This window comes from Acinetobacter sp. FB, assembly GCF_056033405.1.
Genome location: NZ_CM148502.1, coordinates 289,511 through 311,723, shown reverse-complemented (window position 1 = coordinate 311,723; position 22,213 = coordinate 289,511). Strand labels below are relative to the sequence as shown.

The following is a 22,213-nucleotide window of genomic DNA, read 5'->3' as shown; positions in this document are numbered from 1 at the left end:
AAGAATATATTCACTCTAAGAATGAAATTCATTGACAAACGATAACAATTATCAATAATATCAATTATCGCATTAATATTTGTGGATCACTCCCATGTATGTCTGTTTATGCCGTGGAATCACAGATCAAGATATCAAAGACGCTGTTGTAAACGGCGCTGAAAGTTATCGTGAAATTCGTGATTTACTCGACTTAGGCACTTGCTGTGGTCGCTGTGCACCCGAAGCCCGTTCTATTATTAGTGATGAGCTCGCAGAAATAGCTGCTCGTATTTCAGTTGCTGCATAATTTAAAGTAATCCAACACATCAACAACCTCATTTAACTATCTGTTTACGACTCCACCGCTTCTTGTCGAACTTTAACCATTCCTCAGATAAGCGGTTTTTTTATTTCAGTTATTCACTTTAGTATAAATCCAAAATGCTTTTCGTATTTTGATTGTGATTTTCATTTGCCGTTCTATAATTTACTCGTCAGATTATTATTTGTTGATTAAAATCATATAAATTGCCTTAAAAACTAGGGCGTCATAGTGTTATGGAGTAAGTGCAATGAAAGGCAATCGAGACGTGATTAATCAACTGAATCAGGTGCTTTATCACCATTTAACTGCAATTAACCAATATTTTTTACACTCTCGTATGTTTAATGACTGGGGAATTGAAAAACTTGGCTCCGCTGAATATAAAGAATCAATTCGTCAAATGAAACATGCAGATAAGGTGATTGAACGGATCTTATTCTTAGAAGGTCTACCTAATTTACAGCATCTAGGTAAGTTGTATATTGGACAACATACCATTGAAGTCCTCAATTGCGACATTCGTAAAGTAAAAGAAAACATTGAAGCAATTAAACAAGCTGTTGAACTTGCTGAAGTACAACAAGACTACGTTACACGTGATTTAGTTCAGGAAATTTTAGAGAAAGAAGAAGAGTATTGGGATTGGCTCGATACACAACTTGATTTAGTTGAAAACGTTGGCATCGAGAACTATATCCAAAGCCAAATTTAAAGCATGTCATCTACTTTATCCCTTAAAAGATAAAGTAGATGAATTTTACAACTTTATTTATTATTTAATTCCATAATTTCTGCCAAACTTATTTTTTGCTTATACAATTGTTGTAAAACAAATAATTGTTTCTCCGCCTCATCAAGCTTATGATTGTAAACAAGTAACTGTGCATATTTTTTTAAATTATAAGGTGTAGCCTTATTTTCAACCATTTCGCCAATTACGCTAAGATCTGAATCAGACATCAAGGTTTGAGGCTTCAAAGCAATCCAATCTAATCTTTGCTGAAATTGAGTAAGTATCAATATTTTAGAACTGCCCAATATCTCTTCTGAAACTGGTTTTTGTTTGAAAACCAATTTACTATTCTCTTGGAACAGTTTGTAATCTCGCCAAATCAACAGTAAGACAATCAGAGAAACGAGCCATACACAACGAATAATATTTCGATGTAAGGTAACACCGTTTAAATTTGGCGTTTGGGCTTGAATTAATCCCAATAAAAAACCCATTGGTAATAAAAAGTAAGCATAGCGTTGCGGAAACTCCAACATCGCATGCATCAAAATTGCGCTGACCATTAATATTGCCACAATCGAAATTGTATCTTTTGCATTTTTACTTAACCAAAATAACCAAATCGCAAAGTACGCAATAATTAAAAAGCCTAATGGCAAACCATTCCAAACCAAAAGATCTAACAGAATATTATGTGCGCTATTAAACCAAACTTGTACGGTATTAAAATGGATACTTTCCACAACCGCGACACTTGTTTGATTCCAGCCATAACCAAACCACGGACGCTCACCTATGGCATGTATAATTTGCATCCACATCCCAAGACGCTCATGCCCTGAACCTGCACGTTCTGCTAGTGATGCTGTATGGGTTACCGCCTCTCCAACACTTGTCGTCATGACTTGTGCGATAATAGGCAATAAATAGCCCGCAATTAAAAAATAAGTAGCAGTCCAACCAAATAACTTAATAAAATTAAGTCTTGGTTTATTCTTATATTGCTTAATCATCCAATATATACAAATAAAAATACAGACTAGCCAAGAAGTACGTGACTGCGTTAAGCAAATCGCAAATAAGATAGATAAACTTGACGGGATAAGTAGCCACAAAGATGCTTTATGCTTTTCATATAAGAACAACGCACCCATTAAACCTATAATCAAAAATGTAGCTAAATTATTGGGTTGACCAAAATTCGCATATGGTCGGCTTCCTTTCAGTTGAATAATCCAACTAAAATTTGACTCTAGATTCAACCATTGAATAATCGCAATCAAACTACTTATAAAAGCAACGCTTAGTGCTACATAACTCGCCCCTTGCATAGAGCGTTGACGATTTTCAGATGTAGAGGACAGGTTATATCCACCTATCATCATCAACCAGAACATAAAAACATATGAAAAACTTAGCAATGCCACACTAAAATCTGGAACGAGTCCAAATAGCCATTGAAATACAGGAATCAAAAGCAAAGGCAACATCAAAAGTTGAGGTTTAGGAATTTTAATATTTTGTTTGAGCAAAATACTTAGTAATGCCAAAGCAGCTCCGAAGCTTGCCAGCTCACTGGAAAATGTCACCCAAGGATAGGTATGAAATGGTGACAGCCAAGCAAAACTAATCAGCAAAGCTGCAACTACACTACGAAGAATTTGCATATCGACATAAAAAAATGAGCTTCGATAGATTATACATCGAAGCTCATTTAAACAAATCCTAATAATGAATTAACTTGCGTTGATTTATTTCCATGGTCGTAAGTCTACAATTTTAACAACCTCACCCTTTTGTTTATTAATAAGTACAACCATATCAATATTATTTGATTTTAGTGGCAACCAAGCATTTGCTTGTGGATACGTATTTAATATTTTATGAACTATTTCTTTATCATTAAACTCTTCTAGTTTATCAACATTTTTTGATTTTGCGACAATTTGATTTACGACTTGGTTTAATGGTATGTATTTCTCTGGTCGTTCAGCAAGTGTTGTACCATCCAACTCCATTAAAGTATCTGCTTGGCGAATTTTAACATCTGCTGAGAATCTAACAGCTGCATATTCCACACCAAATAGCGGAGTAGACTTAAATTGTTTTTGTGCAAAATTTAAATTTCTTGAGTCTATATCTATAGCACGAACTTGATCAAAACGGTCATAATAAAACACTAACCAAACGGGACGTCCCTGAGCAATCGCATGAAATCCATATAAAAATGCGGAAATCTGAATTAAAATAATAACCCCTACATCAAATTTTAACGTTCTTTTTTCTTGTTTATAAATCAATAAAGTTAGCAAGGGACCTAAAATAACATCGATCGCTAACATCATCATAAAAATATAGCTAACCCCATTTGCTTTTGCTAAAGGAGCAGGGTACCAGACGCAAAAGACCATAAATATTGCGACTAAAGCAAATACCAGAGAAATAGACAAATGGCACAAAAAAAAATTTATTCGCTTAGACATCCTTATATCCACTCTTTCATTCACAATGCAAAATGCCCAGCGAACTGGGCATTTTATATAAAATTTTATATATTATGGTTTAAGAGCTGTTGGAACAAACTTAGCTTGAACATCAGTAGCAACTTTTGTAGGGTCTTGAACTAAAGTACCATTAGCTAAAACTAATAGATTTAAAGCACCACCAGCAATTTTATTAGATGTACCAGCAGTAGCAACTGTAGCTACCACAGAACAACCAGTAGTTGCTTGTGAAGCTCCGCCAACTGTAACAGTACCCGCAGTCGGAGCAGCGCCAGCAGCTGGTAAAATTGCAACAGTTCCATATTTACCTGTAGCAGCAGGAGTACCAGCTGCTAATTGAGTACATGCTGAGCGCTGTAGTTCATCAGCGATGTCAGTTTTTAAACCATCAGCTAAACCAACTAGCTCAGAAACTTGAGTTTTTGCAATGTAGTCCTGATATGCAGGAATTGCAAATGAAGCCAAAATACCAATGATCGCTACAACGATCATTAATTCGATAAGAGTAAAACCCTTTTGCATTGATTTCATAACATTTCTCCAATGTATTAAATTTTTATAAGCCTTTTCAGCTACTTTGTATTTAGCATGTTCTATGCCAATCCTTAGCTTAGCCAATTTTAACTCAAAAAAACAGAGACTTAAAAGAATATTATTGCAGATTAGTTTTAATGCAATTATCACTCTTTATGACAAAAAATGACAAAAAACGTCACCTTTCACGACTTATTTTCAAACATCGTATCAATTAAGCATGATTTCTATCGAAGAGGTGTAAAATTGAGCGAAACAAATCACATTAAAATTATGAATATTTACATAACCGTTTATCGGAAGATAAAAAGGTTTTTTAAGAAATAGCCTTTTATAGAGCTATTGAGCCGATAAGCGTGCTCTAGATGTGTCCAAAAAGATCATAAAACTATTAAATCGTTCAATTTATAATGATAGGCTCGTTTGGCAATTCATTTTTGTTATCTATCTTCGAATTAGAATAATAATGATCTAATACTTGACCAATCTCACCAATTCCGCTTTTGATGGCTTCCAAATGTTGTTTTTGAGCAAGTTGATAGACTATACGCTGACAAATATGATTCCAAATCTCAGTTTTAGTCGCATTTTTAAGACCACGATCAATCACAATCTCAACTTTGCGCTCACAAAGGTTCAAATAAAGCAAAACCCCACTATTCAATTCAGTATCCCATACACCTAATTCGGCAAATAGCTGCTGAGCACGTAGCCGTGTGTTTTGATGATAAGCCTGTGAACATGGTATATGCCCTTCTATTACCACTTGAATTTCACCGACATGCCCTTTTTCGGCTTGCTGCACAGCTTGTGCAATATCTAAGCGGTCTTTTTTATTAAAAAAACGATGTGCAGAAGAAATATATAAAAAATGTTTGAACCAGCGTTTTAAACTAGGTTGCGCGTATTCTTCTAGTTTCGATTGCGTAATGATTTCCGTTGTATCCGTCTTTGTCACCATGAACCTGATGCTCCTCCGCCACCAAAGCTACCACCACCGCCACTATATCCGCCACCGCTTCCTCCACCAAAACCACCGCCACCTCTTCCTCCTCCAGATAGAAAAGCTTGAAAAATAAGCTGAGCTAGTGAAGTAATCAGTAAAAAGAAGATACCAAAACCAAGCAATAAGCTCATCAAAATACCTGCACCATTTAAAAGTCCAGCAGCAGCAGCGGTAACGCCAGCTGTAGCAGCGCTTAAACGATTGCCAACAATGAATGAACCTACAACACCGGCTACAAGGATAAATAGCGCCATAGTTAGCGTATTATCTTTCGCTTGTTGCTCACGTAAAGCTTGTTCATGACGGTCTTTTAATTCTTGGGCAGCCTGTTGTGCAATTTCTGGATCTTGATTCACAATCTGGCTTATCTCATCCAAACCTGATGAGATTCCTTGAGCATACTGACCTTGTTTAAAATAAGGTGTAATTTGATTACGAATAATACGGCTCAGTACCACATCAGGTAAAACACCTTCTAGACCATAGCCTGTTAGAATCTGAATTTTGCGATCATTGACTGCAATTGCCATTAACAAACCATTATCACGTTTAGCAGAACCTAATTGCCATTTTTCACCTGTACGTAAAGCAAAATCAAAAATAGCTTCCTGTCCAGTGGTTGGTACAATAATCACCCCAATCTGAGCTTTACCCTGCTGATACAACGTCAGTATTTTTTGATTGAGTTGCTGTATTTCCGCATCACTTAATATTTTGGTCTGATCTATGATGGGCTGATGTAAAGTCGGTAAACCACGTATGGATTCACCCTCAGCCATATCATTCGCAACTTTAGGCAATACTGGTGTTTCAGTATCTGAAACACTTGAAGGCGTGGGCTTATTCTTTTGCTGTTCTTGAATAATTTTACTTGCAACAACTAAATCAGTTTCATCTGCTGCAGTCGCAACCTCAGCCCAAACTGTATGTTGAAAAAATAGTGTTACAAAAACAATCATGAAAACAGCCGAAAGCTGCTTAGGTTTTTGTCTAATTTCTTCCAACATATGGCAACTCCAAACCCATCAAGAACAATTTCAAATCTTAATTAAATGATACTGTTGGTGCTTGTTGAGCCGACTGTTCCGCTTTGAAGTTCTCTTTGGTTTTCATACCAATGACTTTTGCCGTCATTGCTTGTGGGAACTGACGCACATATGAGTTGTAATCTTGCACGGTCGTAATATAGCGATTACGAGCAACCGCGATTCGATTTTCTGTACCTTCCAATTGTGCTTGTAAATCACGGAATTGTTCATTGGCTTTTAAATCTGGATAATTTTCAGAAACAGCAATCAAACGAGATAATGCACCTGTCAATTGACTTTGTGCTTGTTGATATTTTTCGAATAGCGCTGGGTCTTCTAAAACTTCTTTATCTACTTTTAAACCCGCAACATTAGAACGAGCTTGCGTAACCTCTGTGAGGACTTGCTCTTCATGTTTAGCATAGCCCTTAACCACATTGACAAGATTGGGCACAAGATCTGCTCGACGCTGATACTGGTTTTGCACCTCAGACCATGAAGCACTTACGGCTTCATCTTTCACTTGTAAAGTATTATATCCACAACCTGTGAACAACAAGGTGCTTGTTAATACTGTTGCTAATGCGGTTTTCTTAATAACTTTCATAAAAATTTATCCTCAGGTTTTTCTTTATATTTTTTGCAATAATTCATTGTAATGTGATTTTTTGTTCGCTGTGTAACATTTATTAAAGTTACTTTATACGTATTTAAATAAAAAAAAGGCATTACTCAATGGCCTTGAGTAATGCCTTGTTAAGCACAACGTTTATGTTTATAAAAAATGGATTAACTATATAATTTTGAAAATTTTTCTTCTTGAAAACTGACCATACCATACTCATCCGCCATACGTGCTTTCCAATAATTCACTAATTTCGTATAGTCGTGCTTTGCAGGATGAAAATCCGCTTGATAATAAGACAAGTATTCTGGAATCAGTTGAATAAACATTTTCCCAAGCAAATACATCCCAAATACATTCCCACCAACTTTCGGCAAGCTTTTCCACTTATCTTGCCAAATTAAACGTGATGTTGCATAAAAAGTGAGACTTGCAAATCCAGTGGTCACGCTACGCATCAACAGACGACGAATTCGGTCATCACCATAGACCTCTTGATAGACATCAAAAGCAACCGAGCGATGCTCGATTTCTTCAATCGCGTGCCAAACCCAAAGTTTCATCGCATCATCATCTAAAGTACTTAGAATCTCTGGATGCTTCAGAATATAACCACCTAACATCGCTGTAAAATGTTCAAATGCACAGGTCAACGCAAGCTGTAATTTAGGGTGAATATTTCTCAGTGTATCATCACGTTTTGCAAGCCATGCTTGAAAACGATCTAGATTGTAATCATCTCTTCGCCATGCATCATTAAATTCGGTATGTGCTTTAGAATGCATCGCTTCTTGCCCGATAAATGCTGCAATTTGTGCTTGTAACTGTGGCTCTTGGACTTTATCCCTAACATTCCTCACGCTATTTACAAAATATTGTTCACCGATTGGAAATGTTGAAGACAAAGCCGTTAAGAGATGTGACATTAGTGGAGAATTAGCGAAATAATGTCGTTTAATTTTTTTTGGATTAAACTGCAAACGACGAACCGTAATACCCAAAGCTTTTGGTCTATTTAAATAGGTTTTTTCAGCATTCACATTTGCAAGAGCCATCTTTATTGCCTGCACAATTTCCTGATTGGTCTTCGAGTATCATGCTGAAAAATGATCAGCGACAGGGCAAAAAAGCTTACAAGATTTGCTAAAACTACCAAAAAGATAAGATGAAAAAAATAAAGCCTGCTTGAGCAGGCTTTATCGCAATCAAACTATAAAGATTAGTTAGACACCTAAGTAATCTAAAATACCTTCTGCTGCTTGGCGACCTTCCCAAATTGCAGTAACAACAAGGTCAGAACCACGCACCATATCTCCGCCAGCGAAGATTTTTGGATTAGACGTTTGGAATTTAAATTCTTGTTGTTCTGCCGCAACAACACGACCTGAACCATCTAATCCAACATTCGCAGAACCAAACCAATCAGCTGGGCTTGGACGGAAACCGAATGCAAGCAATACTGCATCTGCTGGTAAGATTTCTTCAGAACCCGGAATAGGCTCAGGACTACGACGACCGCGACTATCAGGCTCACCCATTTGGGTAGTCACCACTTTAACACCAGTCACTTTACCATTTTCACCAACAATTTCGATCGGTTGGCGATTGAACAGGAATTTTACACCCTCTTCATAGGCATTCTTCACTTCACGTGCGGAACCCGGCATGTTGCTTTCGTCACGACGGTAAGCACATGTCACATCATGCGCACCTTGGCGTAATGAAGTACGGTTACAGTCCATTGCAGTGTCACCACCACCAAGAACAATCACTTTTTTACCATCAACACTGATGTATTCGCTTGGATTTTTTTCCCAACCTTGGCAACGATTGACGTTAGCAATTAAGAAATCTAAGGCATCGTAAACACCATCAAGATCTTCGCCAGGGAAACCACCTTTCATGTAAGTATAGGTTCCCATCCCCATAAATACCGCATCGTATTCAGCAAGGAGTTGTTCAATCGTTACATCAACACCGATTTCAGTATTTAAGCGGAATTCGATACCCATCCCCGTGAAGATTTCACGACGACGTTTCATCACATCTTTTTCCATTTTAAATTCTGGAATACCAAATGTAAGTAAACCACCAATTTCAGGGCGTTTATCAAATACAACTGGTTTCACACCGCCGCGAGCAAGAATATCAGCACAGCCTAAACCTGCTGGACCCGCACCAATAATGGCAACTTTTTTATTGGTCCATTTCACGCCAGACATATCTGGACGCCAGCCCAAAGCGAACGCTGTATCATTGATATATTTTTCTGCATTACCAATCGTAACCGCACCAAAACCATCATTTAAGGTACATGCACCTTCACACAAACGGTCTTGCGGACAAACACGACCACATACTTCTGGCAAGGTATTGGTTTGATGGCAAAGCTCAGCCGCTTGGAAAATTTGACCTTCTGCAATCAGCTTTAACCAGTTTGGAATATAGTTATGTACTGGGCATTTCCATTCACAATATGGGTTACCACATCCTAAACAACGGTGCGTTTGATTCGCAGCAACTTCCGCAGTAAAGGGTTTATAAATTTCCACAAACTCTGCTTTGCGGACAGTAATATCTTTTTTCTCTGGATCTTGGCGTGCTACATCCAGAAATTGAAAGTCATTATTGAGGCGTTCTGCCATGTCTCTCTCCGTGGGTAGGCGCAGTGGTGTCCTTCACCTCTGCACCTGCCTATGTCTTTGCAGTCGTGGAATTATTGTGGATCAGCTTGGGTTGTTTTCAAAAGCGATTGCAAATTAGCAGCTTTTGGTTTTACAAGCCAGAACTTACGACTATAGAAGTCGAACTCATTACGGATTTTGTATGCCCAAGCACTTCCAGTCTCTTGAATATGTTCATCAAGAATACGAAGGAGGTTTTCTTTATGATCTTCCATCGCCTCAGTTGAGATACGATTTAAGTCAATCAACTCATGGTTATAGTAGTCAACAAAGTCATTATCAAGGTCAAGGACATAAGCAAAACCACCAGTCATGCCTGCACCGAAGTTATGACCGACTTTACCCAGTACTGTCACCACACCACCTGTCATATATTCACAACAGTGGTCACCTGCACCTTCAATGACTGCAAATGCACCTGAGTTACGAACTGCAAAACGCTCGCCCGCAGTACCTGCCGCAAAGACTTTACCGCCAGTCGCACCATATAAACAGGTGTTACCAATAATCGCGGTATTTTGCGTTTGGAAGGGTGAACCTTTTGGTGGGAAGATCGACACACGACCACCCGCCATACCTTTACCCACGTAATCGTTTGCATCACCTTCAAGTTTGATATGCAAACCACCAGCGTTCCAAACACCAAGTGACTGACCAGCAGTACCTACAAGATTCATGACTACTGGACTGTTTTCCATACCCAAGTTGCCATAACGACGTGCAATTTCACCAGAAATACGCGCACCAATCGAACGGTCACAGTTACCTACAGTGAAGTTAAACGAACCACCTGTACCTGCTTCAATTGCTGGCAACATCTCAGCCACCATTTTCTCAGCTAAAACACCTTTATCAAATGGTGCATTACCTTGAACTTGGCAATACTGAGCTTTGCCTTCAGCAGCAGGATGTGATGTCAATAATGCACTGAGATCAAGATGCGCATGCTTTTCAGTTTCGCCTGGTAAAACCTCAAGCAAATCAACACGACCAATCAAATCTTTGAGTGACGCAACACCTAAAGCAGCTAACCATTCACGTGTTTCTTCAGCAATAAATTTGAAGAAGTTGATGAGCATTTCTGGTTCGCCAATATAGTGCTCTTGACGCAAATGATCTTGCTGTGTTGCAACACCAGTTGCACAGTTATTCAAGTGGCAAATACGCAGATATTTACAACCTAATGCGATCATTGGTGTAGAACCGAAACCGAAGCTTTCTGCACCTAAAATTGCTGCTTTGATCACATCCAGACCTGTTTTTAAACCACCATCGGTTTGTACACGAACCTTGCCACGCAAATCATTGACACGTAGCGCTTGATGCGCTTCGCTGAGACCCAATTCCCACGGTGAACCTGCATGGTGAATCGATGAAAGTGGTGATGCCGCTGTACCACCGTCATAACCTGAAATGGTAATGAAGTCGGCATAGGCTTTTGCAACACCTGCCGCAATAGTACCAACACCTGGCTCTGATACTAGTTTTACCGATACCATCGCTTGGGGATTGACTTGCTTCAAGTCAAAGATCAATTGTGACAAATCTTCAATTGAGTAAATGTCATGATGCGGAGGCGGAGAAATCAAAGTCACACCCGGCACTGAGTAACGTAAACGTGCAATTAAGCCATTTACTTTACCACCTGGTAATTGACCACCTTCACCTGGTTTTGCACCCTGTGCCACTTTAATCTGCAATACTTCAGCAGACGTTAGGTACGCAGGAGTTACACCAAAACGACCTGATGCAATCTGTTTGATTTTCGAGTTACGAATGGTACCGTAACGTGCAGGATCTTCACCGCCCTCACCAGAGTTCGAACGACCACCAATCGTATTCATCGCAATTGCAATTGCTTCATGTGCTTCTGGAGACAACGCACCTAAAGACATTCCCGCAGAATCAAAACGAGGAAGAATCTCTTCAATCGTTTCAACTTGATCAATCGCAATCGAATCAGTTGTTTTTAACTTGAATAAGTCACGGATCGTAGCAACTGGACGGTTGTTTACTAGCTCAGCGTATTCTTTAAAGTCTTGATATTGACCTGAACGAACAGCTTTATGCAATGAGTTAATCACATCAGGGTTGAACGCATGGTACTCTTTACCGAATACGAACTTGAGTAAACCACCCTGATCAATCGGTTTACGATTTGACCAAGCTGTGCTTGCCAATTTTTTCTGGTCATTTTCCAGATCAGCAAAGGTTGCACCCTGAATACGGCTTGGTACGCCAAGGAAACATTTATCAACTACTTCAGATGACAAACCTACGGCTTCAAACAATTGGCCGCCACGATAAGAAGCGACTGTCGATATCCCCATTTTAGAAAGAACTTTTAATAGGCCTTTCTCAATCCCTTTACGGAAGTTTGCTTGTGCATAAACTGGGTCTCCCAACAATTCGCCTTTCGCAACCAAATCATTGATCACGTCATAAGCTAAATATGGGTAAATTGCTGTCGCACCAAAACCTAGTAACACTGCGAATTGATGTGGATCACGTGCGAAACCTGTCTCAACCAAAATATTTGCATCAGTACGTAAACCAACTTGAATCAAGTAATGATGTACTGCACCTGTTACCAATGCTGAGTTTGCTGGCAAGAAACCTTCACGAATATTTTTGTCTGTCAAAACGATTAAAGTTTTGCCATCACGAACAGCTTGTGCAGCTTCTTCACAAATACGTGCAACTGCGGCTTGTAAACCTTCGGTTTCTGCATAATTCAGATTGATATCAGCAACAGCATAACCCGCACGTTCTTTTTCAACATCACGAAGCTGCTGCATTTTTGAATGTGACAATACAGGGCTTGAAATAATGATGCGGTCAGCGTGTTCAGGACCCTGTTCAAACACATTTTGCTCACGACCCAAACATGTTTCCAATGACATTACGATCGATTCACGTAATGGATCGATTGGTGGGTTCGTCACTTGCGCAAACTGTTGACGGAAATAATCTGATACATGGCGAACTTGACGAGACAAGACTGCCATTGGCGTATCATCACCCATTGAACCAACAGCTTCCTGACCACTTTCTGCGATTGGACGCAAAATCTGATCACGCTCTTCAAATGTCACCATAAACATTTTTTGAGCCGCTTTTAATGCATCACCAGTTAAACCTTGATCACTCAATTGTTCTTCAAGCTGAGGATCTGCTTTCAAACGAATCGCATGGTCACGCAACCATTCACGATACGGACGCATGTTTTTAAGGTGATTGCTGACATCTTTTGTATCAAGCACTTTGCCTGTCAAAGTATCTACAACTAAAATTTGACCAGGACCAACACGACCTTTAGACACAACATCTTCTGGTTCATAACCCCATACACCAATCTCTGATGCAAGCGTGATGTAATCATTTTTGGTGATCACCCAACGCGCTGGGCGTAAGCCATTACGATCCAACATACAAATCGCGTGACGACCATCTTGAATCACAAGACCCGCTGGACCATCCCAAGCTTCCATATGCTTAGAGTTGAATTCATAGAATGCACGTAGATCAGCATCCAAAGTTTCAACATTTTGCCATGCTGGTGGAACGAGCATACGAAGTGCACGGAATAAGTCCATTCCGCCACCAACAAGAATTTCAAGCATATTGTCTAGGCTTGATGAATCCGAACCAGTACGGTTTACAATCGGATTTAACTCAGTTAAACCTGGCAGTAATGGATTTTCAAACTTTGGCGTACGAGCCAGTGCCCAGTTACGGTTTGCCGTAATGGTATTAATTTCACCATTATGCGCAAGATAACGGAATGGCTGAGCCAATGGCCAACGTGGCAAAGTATTGGTTGAGAAACGCTGATGGAACACCACAATATGCGATTTTAGACGTTCATCAGCTAAGTCTGTATAGAAGTCAGCAATTGCTGCTGGCATCATTAAGCCTTTATATGTGATGACAGTTGTTGCAAGTGTTGTCACATAGAATAATGGGTCGTTTTGTAATTGTTGTTCTGCACGGCGACGAGCTAAAAATAACTTGCGGTTAAATTCAACTTCAGTCAAACCCATTGGGCAGTTAACTAAAATTTGTTCAAATGCTGGGAGTGATTGTAATGCAATTTCACCTAAAGCATCATTATTTGTTGGTACAACACGCCATGCCGCAACCGTTAAACCTTCTGCTGCAATTTCTTTATTTAAAATGTTCTTTGCATTTTGAGCTAAAGCAGGGTCAATATTCAGAAATACTGTACCCGCAGCAAAAATCTCAGTTAAATTACTGCCTAGCTTCTGAGCTTCTTCACGGAAAAATTGTTTTGGCATTGCCAATAACAATCCGCAACCATCTCCTGTTTTACCATCCGCGGCAATACCACCACGGTGCGTCATGCAACTTAAACTGTGAATCGCAGTTTCGACCAGATGATGGCTTGATTCACCCTTCATATGGGCAATCAGACCAAAACCACAGTTATCCTTAAACTCATCAGGCTGATATAAGCCTTGAGCGGGAGCTACAGTATTAGGCGATGGCATGTGCATAGCGTACCCTTCTTTCAACATGGCTCTTTCGAGCAACAAACAATCAATTCATTTTCTGCGATATTGCCGATCAACTCATATAAAGTTCAATGCTTCGCAAAAACATTTTTCCTGGCGGATTTGCAATATACGCCTTTCTTTAAGAAGAAACAGCGTACTCAAGCATATAAAGTGTTTTCAGTTATTACACCTTCACCAATGTTTGTAAAGCACAAAAACTTTCCATTTCACTAAATTAATTGGGTATTTAGTGTGAAAAAGTGCAATGAGCAGATAAATTAGCACCACAAGGAAGCAAAAAACATACCAATTAATTGTAAATTTACTAAATCATTAAAAAAATTAAAATAACCTTAATTTATAATAGGCTAAAGCTATATCTTATGAAGTTTTTTTGCACCAAAATAAATCATTTCGCCTTAAAAAGGCGCCAATAATGCTCAAAATTAGTGCAATACTAATTGAATGGATCTGTCACATCACGTTTAGAAGAATCTGAATTTTCTTTCAATTTTTCAGGATTTTGTGTTGAAGATTGGCTTTGTTTGACGTTTACCACGTTACCTTGAGCATCACGCTGTGTGACTGTTGTTTGAGTTGCTATTGCAGGATCAACTGCTGGCTTTCCTGAACTAACACCCAAACTGCCTTGTGAAGCCACAGCCCCTGCAGCCAACAAACTCTCATCCACTTTAGGTAGCGCTGCGGGTTTTAACTGAATATCATAAAGCTGATTTATCGCCGTTTTTAATTCATCTGAGCCTAAATCATTCACAAACTCAGCATATTTTGATAATTGCTGAGCTTTCGGTTGTACGGACTGAGGAAGTACCAAATTTAGTTGAGCAAACTGACGATTTGCTTCCTCCATATTCGGTGATATACCGTAAGCAAGAACATATTGTTCTGCTTGATCTGCGCCAGTTAAACGGAAATAAATAAACTTTTTCCGATCTGATCGACTTAATAAGAAATTTTTAACAATTGCTTCATCTGAACTACGAAAAATTTCCATCGTCCATTGTTGCTGATTTTCTTTAATAAATTTAGTGCCACGAAATTCTGGTGCATGCTCATTAGAAACAACAACTCTGGTTGTTAAATCTAATGGCTTCACCTCATTAGAAAAGGCACCTAAATGAGCAGTTGCAGTCACTTTTTCAGGTTGAATTTGAACTTCAGTTTTAGCTGGTTGATCTACTTCAACCAAAGCATCTCCATCAGTAACGCCCCAAAAGACCAATGCAGCAATCAAGCATACAATTGCAAGTGTGAGCCAGCTGTATTGTTGAATATTTTGCCAAATTGATCTAGAAATAAGCATATTTTTCTCAATATATTGATTATGAAGATTGGTTCGCAAGAATCGTTTGCTTCATTAAATCCACATCAAAATCTTTGGTAATGATGGCTTGACCTAACTTTTTAAGTAAAACCAAGCGCAATTGGCCATTGAGCACTTTTTTATCATGCGACATATAAGCCAAAAATTCGTCGAGTGGAATTTGTGGACATGATATCGGTAAATGGGCACGTAGAATAATTCTTTTTGTACGCTCAACATCTTCAGCAGATATCCAACCTAAGCGATGTGACAAATCTGCTGCCATTACCATACCTGTTGCAACCGCCTCACCATGTAACCATACCCCATAACCTAGATAAGATTCGATTGCATGCCCAAAAGTATGCCCTAAATTTAGAAGTGCACGCTCGCCCTGCTCTTTTTCATCATTAGCCACAATTCTAGCTTTATGTGCGCATGAGCGATAAACTGCTTCTGCGAGTAAATTCGCATCACGTGCAACAAGCGCATCCATGTTCTGCTCTAACCATACTAGAAAATCCACATCGCCTAGTAATGCATATTTAATCACTTCAGCCAAACCAGCAGAAAGTTCACGATCTGGTAAAGTATCAAGCTGTGCCATATCCGCTAATACAACTTGAGGTTGCTGAAACGCACCCAACATGTTTTTACCTAAAGGATGATTGATTCCTGTCTTCCCACCCACACTTGAATCAACTTGAGATAATAATGTAGTTGGTACTTGAATAAAATTCACTCCGCGCTGGAAACAAGCAGATGCAAAACCAGCCATATCTCCAATAACACCACCACCTAATGCAAGCACTGTGCAATCACGATTAAAACCTGATTCCAAAAGCGCATCAAAAATTAAATTCAAATGTTCAATGTCTTTAAATTGCTCCCCGTCGGGTAAAATACATTGTGCAATCTGTTTATCTAACTGGCGCAATCCATCAACATAATGTTGCAAATATAATGGTGCGACTGTTGTATTGGAAACCAGCATCACTTGTCGACCATGAATATATGGCGCTAGCAAATCTCTAGGATTTAAATTACTTCCAATAAAAATAGGATAGCGACGATCACCCAATTCAACATGTAGTGTTTGCATAAAATTAGACCAACAAGAAAATTACTAAATTTGTTTAGATAAAATAAGCTGTAGAATTTTTTGCGCTAAATCTCGCGCTGCACCCTGATTTGTTTCAACAATGAAATGTGCAACCTCACGATAAAGTGGATCTCGCACAGTTAACAAATCTCTTAATTTCTTTTCTGGGTTTTCTACTTGCAACAATGGACGATTCTTATCGCGATGAGTTCGCTGTAGCTGAAGCTCTACAGGAGTATATAGATAAACAACGATACCTCGCTGTTTTAAAAACTTTCGATTTTCCGATTGTGTTACCGCACCACCACCAGTCGCCAAAACAAGGGCAGAACGTGCGGTTAGGTCATTTAACACATTAGTTTCACGTGCTCGAAAACCAGATTCACCCTCTTTTTCAAAAATCCAAGGGATTGTAGCACCTGTTTTACGCTCAATTTCATGATCACTATCAATGAATTCACGTCCCAACAATTCTGCTAAATGTCGACCAACTGTTGTTTTCCCTGCCCCCATTGGCCCTACCAAATAAATATTTGGTAGGGTTTCAAACGCTTTGCCCTGCAACGCGCCACCTATATTAATTGCAATTATTCAAAATATATTAATGATTTCTAGTCAAAGTGTCATTAACAATTCTTGGTGTCACAAAAATAAGTAGTTCGCGTTTATTATCCGTTTTAAGCTCTCGACGGAATAATCGCCCTACGTATGGCAAATCACCTAAAAAAGGTATTTTGGTTTGTGAATTAACGTTCTCTTGTTCAAAAATTCCGCCTAATACTACAGTCTCACCATTATCAACCAATACATTGGTATCAATTGCATTTTTATTAATGGTTAACTGTCCTGTTGGTGTAGGAGTACTTTGTGAGTCCTTTGTAATGTTAAGCTTCATCATTACTTTACCATCTGGCGTGATACTAGGTGTTACATCTAGACTTAATGTCGCATCAATAAATTCCGTTTTTGGAACTGCATTTGCTCCCCCTCCATTTGATGAAGCATAAGGAATTTTTTTACCAGATTCGATTTTTGCTGATTGTTTGTCTGCCGTCATCACTTTTGGTGTAGAAATCACCTCACCATAACCATCGGCTTGCACTGCTGACAACTCTAAATCTAACATAAAATCAGACAGACTAATCAAACCAAATGCTATACGACTTGCACCAGGTGTTACCGCACCTAAATCGACATTCAAGTTATCTGGACGTTCAATTTCATATTTCCAACCACCAGTATCACCATCTTTTTCTGGTTTTCGTAAATTCCATAACGTAGTCTCACTACCACCAACTAGCAGATCATTATTACTTGTAATTCCTTGTGATAATATTCCCCATTTTACACCCATTTCCTTTGTAAAATCGGTGCTTGCACTAACGATACGCGCTTCAATCATGACTTGCTTCACCGAGACATCCAACAAATCAATTAACTTACGTATTTTATCAATATTTAACGCTGTATCATTAATAATTAAAGTATTAGTACGAGTATCAGCTACAGCACTCCCGCGTGAGCTTAATAAGCTTTCTAAAGCCAAAGAATCTGAGTTAGTAGTTCTATTAGACATACCACCTTTACTATCACGAGATTCCTCTATAAGCTTTAAAATATCAGCTGCTTTTGCGTAACTTAGTTTAATATATTCTGTTTGAATAGGTGCTAGCTTAATACTCTGGGCAATTGCCTTAGCCTCTTCTTCTTCCGATTTAATTAACTCTGAAACTGGTGCGATCCAGATCACATTCCCATTACGACGTTTATCGAGACTCTTGGTTTTAAGAACAATATCTAAGGCTTGGTCCCATGGTACATCCTTGAGACGTAAAGTAATGTTCCCTTGCACCGTATCCGCAGCAACCATATTTATACTAGTAAAGTCAGCTAGTAACTGTAGTACTCGACGTACTTCAATATCTTGAAAATCTAATGAAATTTTATTCCCAGTATAGACTTGAGCTTTAGCTTTCGGCGAAGACTTATCTTCTGGACGCTTCAGGCTAATCGTTAATTTATTTTCCGCTTGGTAAGCCATGTATTCATAACTACCCGCAGACTGAATTGTAATAACGCCATTCCCTTTGTCATTATAAGCGTCTACACTCGCAACGGGCGTTGCAAAATCGTTGGTATTTAAACGACGGGCTAAATGTGTTGGAATCTTGTTCCCCATTGTACGGATAACAATTTTGCTGCCTTGTTGCTGCACATCTATAGGTGTATTACTACCCAATAGATCAACAACGACCAAACCCTCTCCTTGAGCACCTCGTTGGAAGCCAATATTTGATACGCCTTGTTGGGGTTGTCTTGTAACTGCGGTATTGCGTGAACTACTAGTTAGTGGTTGAACTGAATTAATTTTAAGAATAAAAGTATTCCCTTCAACACGTGTGGTAAACGCCCCAGCATCTTTTAAATTAACCACTAAACGAGAACGCTGGTCATCAGCAGCAACGTCAATAGTTGAAGCTTCATTTGTTGATACTGGGATCACTTTCTGCGTGAGATTTTGTTGTGTTTTATCAAAATCGAGAATTAATCGAGAGGGTTGCTCTAATTGATAAGCTTGAGGTTGCGGAGGTAAACCATTAAACATGACACGAATTTCAGTACCTTGGTCAGCTAGGCTCATTGGAACAATATTCGTCATACTCACCTGTGCAGATGCAATTTGCATAATTGCAATTGCCACAGCACCCATTGAAAATTGACGGAATGCATGATTCATGGTCTTGACTTCCCCAAATAAAGAATCTTTAAACTGTTTTTTCATTGTTATTCCCTTAATCTTACGATGCCGGCCCAATTAAAACGAGCGTACGCGGTCTCTCCACATAACCTTCTCGCCCATCTGGCACAATTTCAATTAAATCAATTTGTGTTGGGCTAATTTTTACAATACGCCCTTGATTCATTCCCAAATAACTACCAACCTGAACACGCTCAATCTGCCCATCAGGCGTTTGAATTAAGGCAATCGTGTCATTTGCTTTACCACGCATGCTACCTTTCATATTCAACGATTCTAAAGCATAACTTTCTAACGGTTGAGGTTGACGATTAAGGTTAGGATAAACACGTTTACCAGCCATAATTTTCAATTCTGCAGCCAATGAACTTGGCATGAATGGGCTTTTAAGTTGATGTGCAGAATAGTTAAATAATGGTACAGGAGTAAATATTGGTGCAGGTTCAATTGGCAATGGAGGTTGATTACGAATGTCTGCCATTTGTTGATTTACGGCATCTATGCGAGAGTCACATCCGACTAAAGCAATACTGATCAACAGACCACATAATATTTTATAATTAGCCATTAGTGCTGACCTCCTTGAACTGCTGGAGCTGTATTTGTAGCTGGCGGACTAGTTGATTCCTTACCTATATCAACCTGCTCATCAGAACTTATATAACGATAGGTTTTGGCTTTAATAGAATAATTAATAACTGGAATATCTGATTTTTTTAGAGTATCTTCTTTCGCCTCAACAACAAAATCATGCAACGTAACAATTCTAGGTAATGCAGCAATTCCTGTTACAAAGGCGCCAAATGCATGATAATCCCCAGTTGCCTCAATACTAATAGGTTGTTCAATAAAGAATTCTTGTTTTACTTCATTTTCTAAACGAATATTTTTAAATTTCAACCCCGAATTAACACCCGTTAAATTAATATCTTCAACTAGACTTGGAATTTCTGTTTCTTTTGGCAGCTGTTCCAGTTGCTGATTAAAGTTTGCTTCCATTTCCTGTAATTGGGCTTGATATTGTTGCAAATTACGTAATTTAGAATCTTTTTCTCTAAATTCATTTAATAAACTTTGCTCTTTGGCCTCAGCACCTGCAATTGTTTCAATTTGAGATCTAATTACAACGAAATAGCCTAAAGCAATAACTGCTAAAAAAACAAAAAACCAACAAGTAATTTTTACAGAAAGTGACCACCCTCCATAATTATTCATGTCCAAAGTATTAAACTGCTGAAAAAACTGCTCTAATGTCATTTTCTTTTTCTTAACAGTTATGGTGTCCTGGTTCAAATCATCGGATTTCTCTAAATTCATTTTGCCACCCCTACTGCCACTGCTCCTGATGTCGCAGCTTCTAAACTTGGGTCAGTTTCAGCTGTTGTACCTATTTCCCCCAAATCTACAGTTACCACAAAAGTCCCATAGTTCTCTTCAATTCGAGGAATCAAAGAGCTTACTGCTTTATCTTTCTTCTCATCTGCTGCCAAAAATGAATTCATAAAAGCATTACGATACCAAGGCGAGGCTTCTAAATTTCTTAAAAGTTCAGCCACAGTATTTGGACTTTCAGCTTTACCTTCGATAGAAAATTTATCACCCGTGCGAGTAAATTTCGTCAAATACATTGTTGGTGGTGTTACACGCACTAGCTCATCTACCAATCGTACCGCAACTGGGCGTTGCCCTTGCAGTCCCTGAATCAGCTTCATACGCTCAATAATTGCATTACGTCTCTCTTGTAAGCCTTCTAATGATTTAAGTTGAGTATCTAAATTCTGATTAGTACTTACAATCAACTGATTTGCCTGCTCTTGATCGTTCAACTTGTGATCAAAATACATCCAGCCAGAAAAAACTGATACTACGCCTAATGCTGCTACCCCAGCACAAAATGCAACGAACTGTTTCTTTTTTTGTTCTCTTAGCTCATCACGCCAAGGGAGTAAGTTAATCTTTGCCATTAATCAAAACTCCTCAATGCTAAACCACATGCAACCATCAATGAGGAAGCATCGTTTTCAATTTTTTTAATATCAATTTGCGGAGAAAAGCCCATTTGTAAGAATGGATTGGCAATGGTGACGCGATAACCTAGTTTTTGTTGTAACAACTTGGCTAAACCAGGAATATTGGCATTACCACCTGCCAATAAAATATGGTCAATCTCATTGAATTGTGATGATGAAAAGAAAAACTGAAGTGAGCGCGCAGCTTGTTGAACCACAGCATCTAAAAAAGGTTCAAGAACTTCGGTATCATAATCATCAGGCAGCGTTCTTTCTTTTTTTGCACGCCCAGCCTCCTCAAAGGACAAACCATAACGGCTCTGAACATCTTGGGTTAGCTGTCGACCACCAAACACCTGTTCACGTGTATAGATAATTTTACCTTTCTGCATAACAGATAAGGTCGTCATAGTATGACCAATATCTAAAATACCAACTGTGTTTGCACCCATTGGCAAGGTGTCTGCGAATACACTGAAAGCGCGTTCCATGGCATAACTTTCAACATCGGCAATTTTTGCAGATAAATTAGCCAGCTCAAGAACTTCTACACGTGTGTCAACATTTTCTGTACGCGTTGCCACTAACAATACATTGACACGATTTGGGTTTGCTAGTTTGTCAGATAAGACTTCAAAATCTAGACTTACTTCATCTAATGGGAACGGAATGTATTGCTCAGCATCCATACGAATTTGAACTTCTCGTTCATCGGCTGTCATATCTGCATCCATTTCAATGATTTTATTAATCACCATTGAAGTTGGCACAGCTATAGCCACATTCGTCGTACGCGGATTCGCAAGGTTAACAACTCTTTCAAGCGCGTCACCAACTGCTTCTGGATTGAGAATGCTTTTTTCTACGACACTGTTTTCAGGCAGTGGCATCACAGCATAGCTTTCAACCCAATATCTACCGTTCTTTACAGAGAGCTCCAATAACTTAACAGTTGTCGAACTAATATCGACCCCTACTAACCCCTTATTTGGTTTACGATATAACCTGAGCACAGTACATTCCTATTTATTTTTTTATCCCCAAAAATACAACTCACTAATTTGTTTTGGTCTTTAATTGAT

At 38.9% G+C, this 22,213-nt stretch carries 19 protein-coding genes; 2 read left to right on the top strand and 17 right to left on the bottom strand.

Annotation, left to right across the window (positions count from 1 at the left end):
• The first annotated feature begins 94 nt into the window (after positions 1-94).
• Complete coding sequence (locus AC0JIQ_RS01435) at positions 95-289, top strand: bacterioferritin-associated ferredoxin (protein ID WP_474202420.1); 195 nt, start codon at positions 95-97, stop codon at positions 287-289.
• A gap of 265 nt (positions 290-554) precedes the next feature.
• Entirely contained in the window at positions 555-1,019 is a 465-nt protein-coding gene (gene bfr / locus AC0JIQ_RS01430; protein ID WP_004660182.1) for a heteropolymeric bacterioferritin subunit Bfr, read from the top strand.
• Between the two features lie 53 nt (positions 1,020-1,072).
• Here bfr and AC0JIQ_RS01425 read toward each other — a convergent pair whose 3' ends face one another.
• From AC0JIQ_RS01425 to AC0JIQ_RS01345, 17 genes are all read right to left on the bottom strand, one after another.
• Complete coding sequence (locus AC0JIQ_RS01425; RefSeq protein WP_474202419.1) at positions 1,073-2,707, bottom strand: O-antigen ligase family protein; 1,635 nt, start codon at positions 2,705-2,707, stop codon at positions 1,073-1,075.
• Between the two features lie 84 nt (positions 2,708-2,791).
• A complete protein-coding gene (gene tfpZ, locus AC0JIQ_RS01420; protein ID WP_474202418.1) occupies positions 2,792-3,523 on the bottom strand; it encodes a TfpX/TfpZ family type IV pilin accessory protein in 732 nt (243 codons plus the stop codon).
• Between the two features lie 72 nt (positions 3,524-3,595).
• Positions 3,596-4,075: a prepilin-type N-terminal cleavage/methylation domain-containing protein gene (locus AC0JIQ_RS01415; protein ID WP_474202417.1), complete on the bottom strand. Its 480-nt coding sequence runs from the start codon at positions 4,073-4,075 to the stop codon at positions 3,596-3,598.
• 403 nt (positions 4,076-4,478) lie between these two features.
• Complete coding sequence (locus AC0JIQ_RS01410) at positions 4,479-5,039, bottom strand: TPM domain-containing protein (RefSeq protein WP_474202416.1); 561 nt, start codon at positions 5,037-5,039, stop codon at positions 4,479-4,481.
• Positions 5,033-6,043 carry a TPM domain-containing protein gene (locus AC0JIQ_RS01405; RefSeq protein ID WP_474203209.1) on the bottom strand — a complete coding sequence of 337 codons (1,011 nt, stop codon included), beginning with the start codon at positions 6,041-6,043 and terminating at the stop codon, positions 5,033-5,035. Before AC0JIQ_RS01405 ends, AC0JIQ_RS01410 begins: the two co-directional genes overlap by 7 nt.
• An 85-nt stretch (positions 6,044-6,128) precedes the next feature.
• Positions 6,129-6,719, bottom strand: a complete 591-nt coding sequence (locus tag AC0JIQ_RS01400; protein WP_004660169.1) for a LemA family protein — start codon at positions 6,717-6,719, stop codon at positions 6,129-6,131.
• Between the two features lie 182 nt (positions 6,720-6,901).
• Positions 6,902-7,792, bottom strand: a complete 891-nt coding sequence (locus AC0JIQ_RS01395) for a metal-dependent hydrolase (protein ID WP_250750273.1) — start codon at positions 7,790-7,792, stop codon at positions 6,902-6,904.
• 168 nt (positions 7,793-7,960) lie between these two features.
• Positions 7,961-9,382, bottom strand: a complete 1,422-nt coding sequence (locus AC0JIQ_RS01390; RefSeq protein WP_474202415.1) for an FAD-dependent oxidoreductase — start codon at positions 9,380-9,382, stop codon at positions 7,961-7,963.
• Positions 9,383-9,453: 71 nt separating this feature from the next.
• Positions 9,454-13,932, bottom strand: a complete 4,479-nt coding sequence (gene gltB / locus AC0JIQ_RS01385) for a glutamate synthase large subunit (RefSeq protein ID WP_346510610.1) — start codon at positions 13,930-13,932, stop codon at positions 9,454-9,456.
• Positions 13,933-14,395: 463 nt separating this feature from the next.
• Positions 14,396-15,262 carry a hypothetical protein gene (locus AC0JIQ_RS01380; RefSeq protein WP_474202414.1) on the bottom strand — a complete coding sequence of 289 codons (867 nt, stop codon included), beginning with the start codon at positions 15,260-15,262 and terminating at the stop codon, positions 14,396-14,398.
• A gap of 19 nt (positions 15,263-15,281) precedes the next feature.
• Entirely contained in the window at positions 15,282-16,364 is a 1,083-nt protein-coding gene (gene aroB, locus AC0JIQ_RS01375) for a 3-dehydroquinate synthase (protein ID WP_178882506.1), read from the bottom strand.
• Between the two features lie 24 nt (positions 16,365-16,388).
• Positions 16,389-16,955 carry a shikimate kinase AroK gene (aroK, locus tag AC0JIQ_RS01370; RefSeq protein WP_087535970.1) on the bottom strand — a complete coding sequence of 189 codons (567 nt, stop codon included), beginning with the start codon at positions 16,953-16,955 and terminating at the stop codon, positions 16,389-16,391.
• A gap of 10 nt (positions 16,956-16,965) precedes the next feature.
• Entirely contained in the window at positions 16,966-19,146 is a 2,181-nt protein-coding gene (locus AC0JIQ_RS01365) for a type IV pilus secretin PilQ (protein ID WP_474202413.1), read from the bottom strand.
• A gap of 16 nt (positions 19,147-19,162) precedes the next feature.
• On the bottom strand, positions 19,163-19,690 hold the full coding sequence (locus tag AC0JIQ_RS01360) for a pilus assembly protein PilP (RefSeq protein WP_474202412.1): 528 nt from the start codon (positions 19,688-19,690) through the stop codon (positions 19,163-19,165).
• Positions 19,690-20,439: a type IV pilus inner membrane component PilO gene (locus AC0JIQ_RS01355; RefSeq protein WP_474202411.1), complete on the bottom strand. Its 750-nt coding sequence runs from the start codon at positions 20,437-20,439 to the stop codon at positions 19,690-19,692. Before AC0JIQ_RS01355 ends, AC0JIQ_RS01360 begins: the two co-directional genes overlap by 1 nt.
• Positions 20,436-21,086 (bottom strand): PilN domain-containing protein, encoded by a 651-nt coding sequence (locus AC0JIQ_RS01350; RefSeq protein ID WP_474202410.1) that lies wholly within the window; start codon positions 21,084-21,086, stop codon positions 20,436-20,438. The genes AC0JIQ_RS01355 and AC0JIQ_RS01350 overlap by 4 nt, the downstream gene beginning before the upstream one ends.
• Positions 21,086-22,144, bottom strand: coding sequence for a pilus assembly protein PilM (locus tag AC0JIQ_RS01345; RefSeq protein WP_004660139.1), 1,059 nt, complete (start codon positions 22,142-22,144; stop codon positions 21,086-21,088). Before AC0JIQ_RS01345 ends, AC0JIQ_RS01350 begins: the two co-directional genes overlap by 1 nt.
• Between the last annotated feature and the right edge of the window lie 69 nt (positions 22,145-22,213).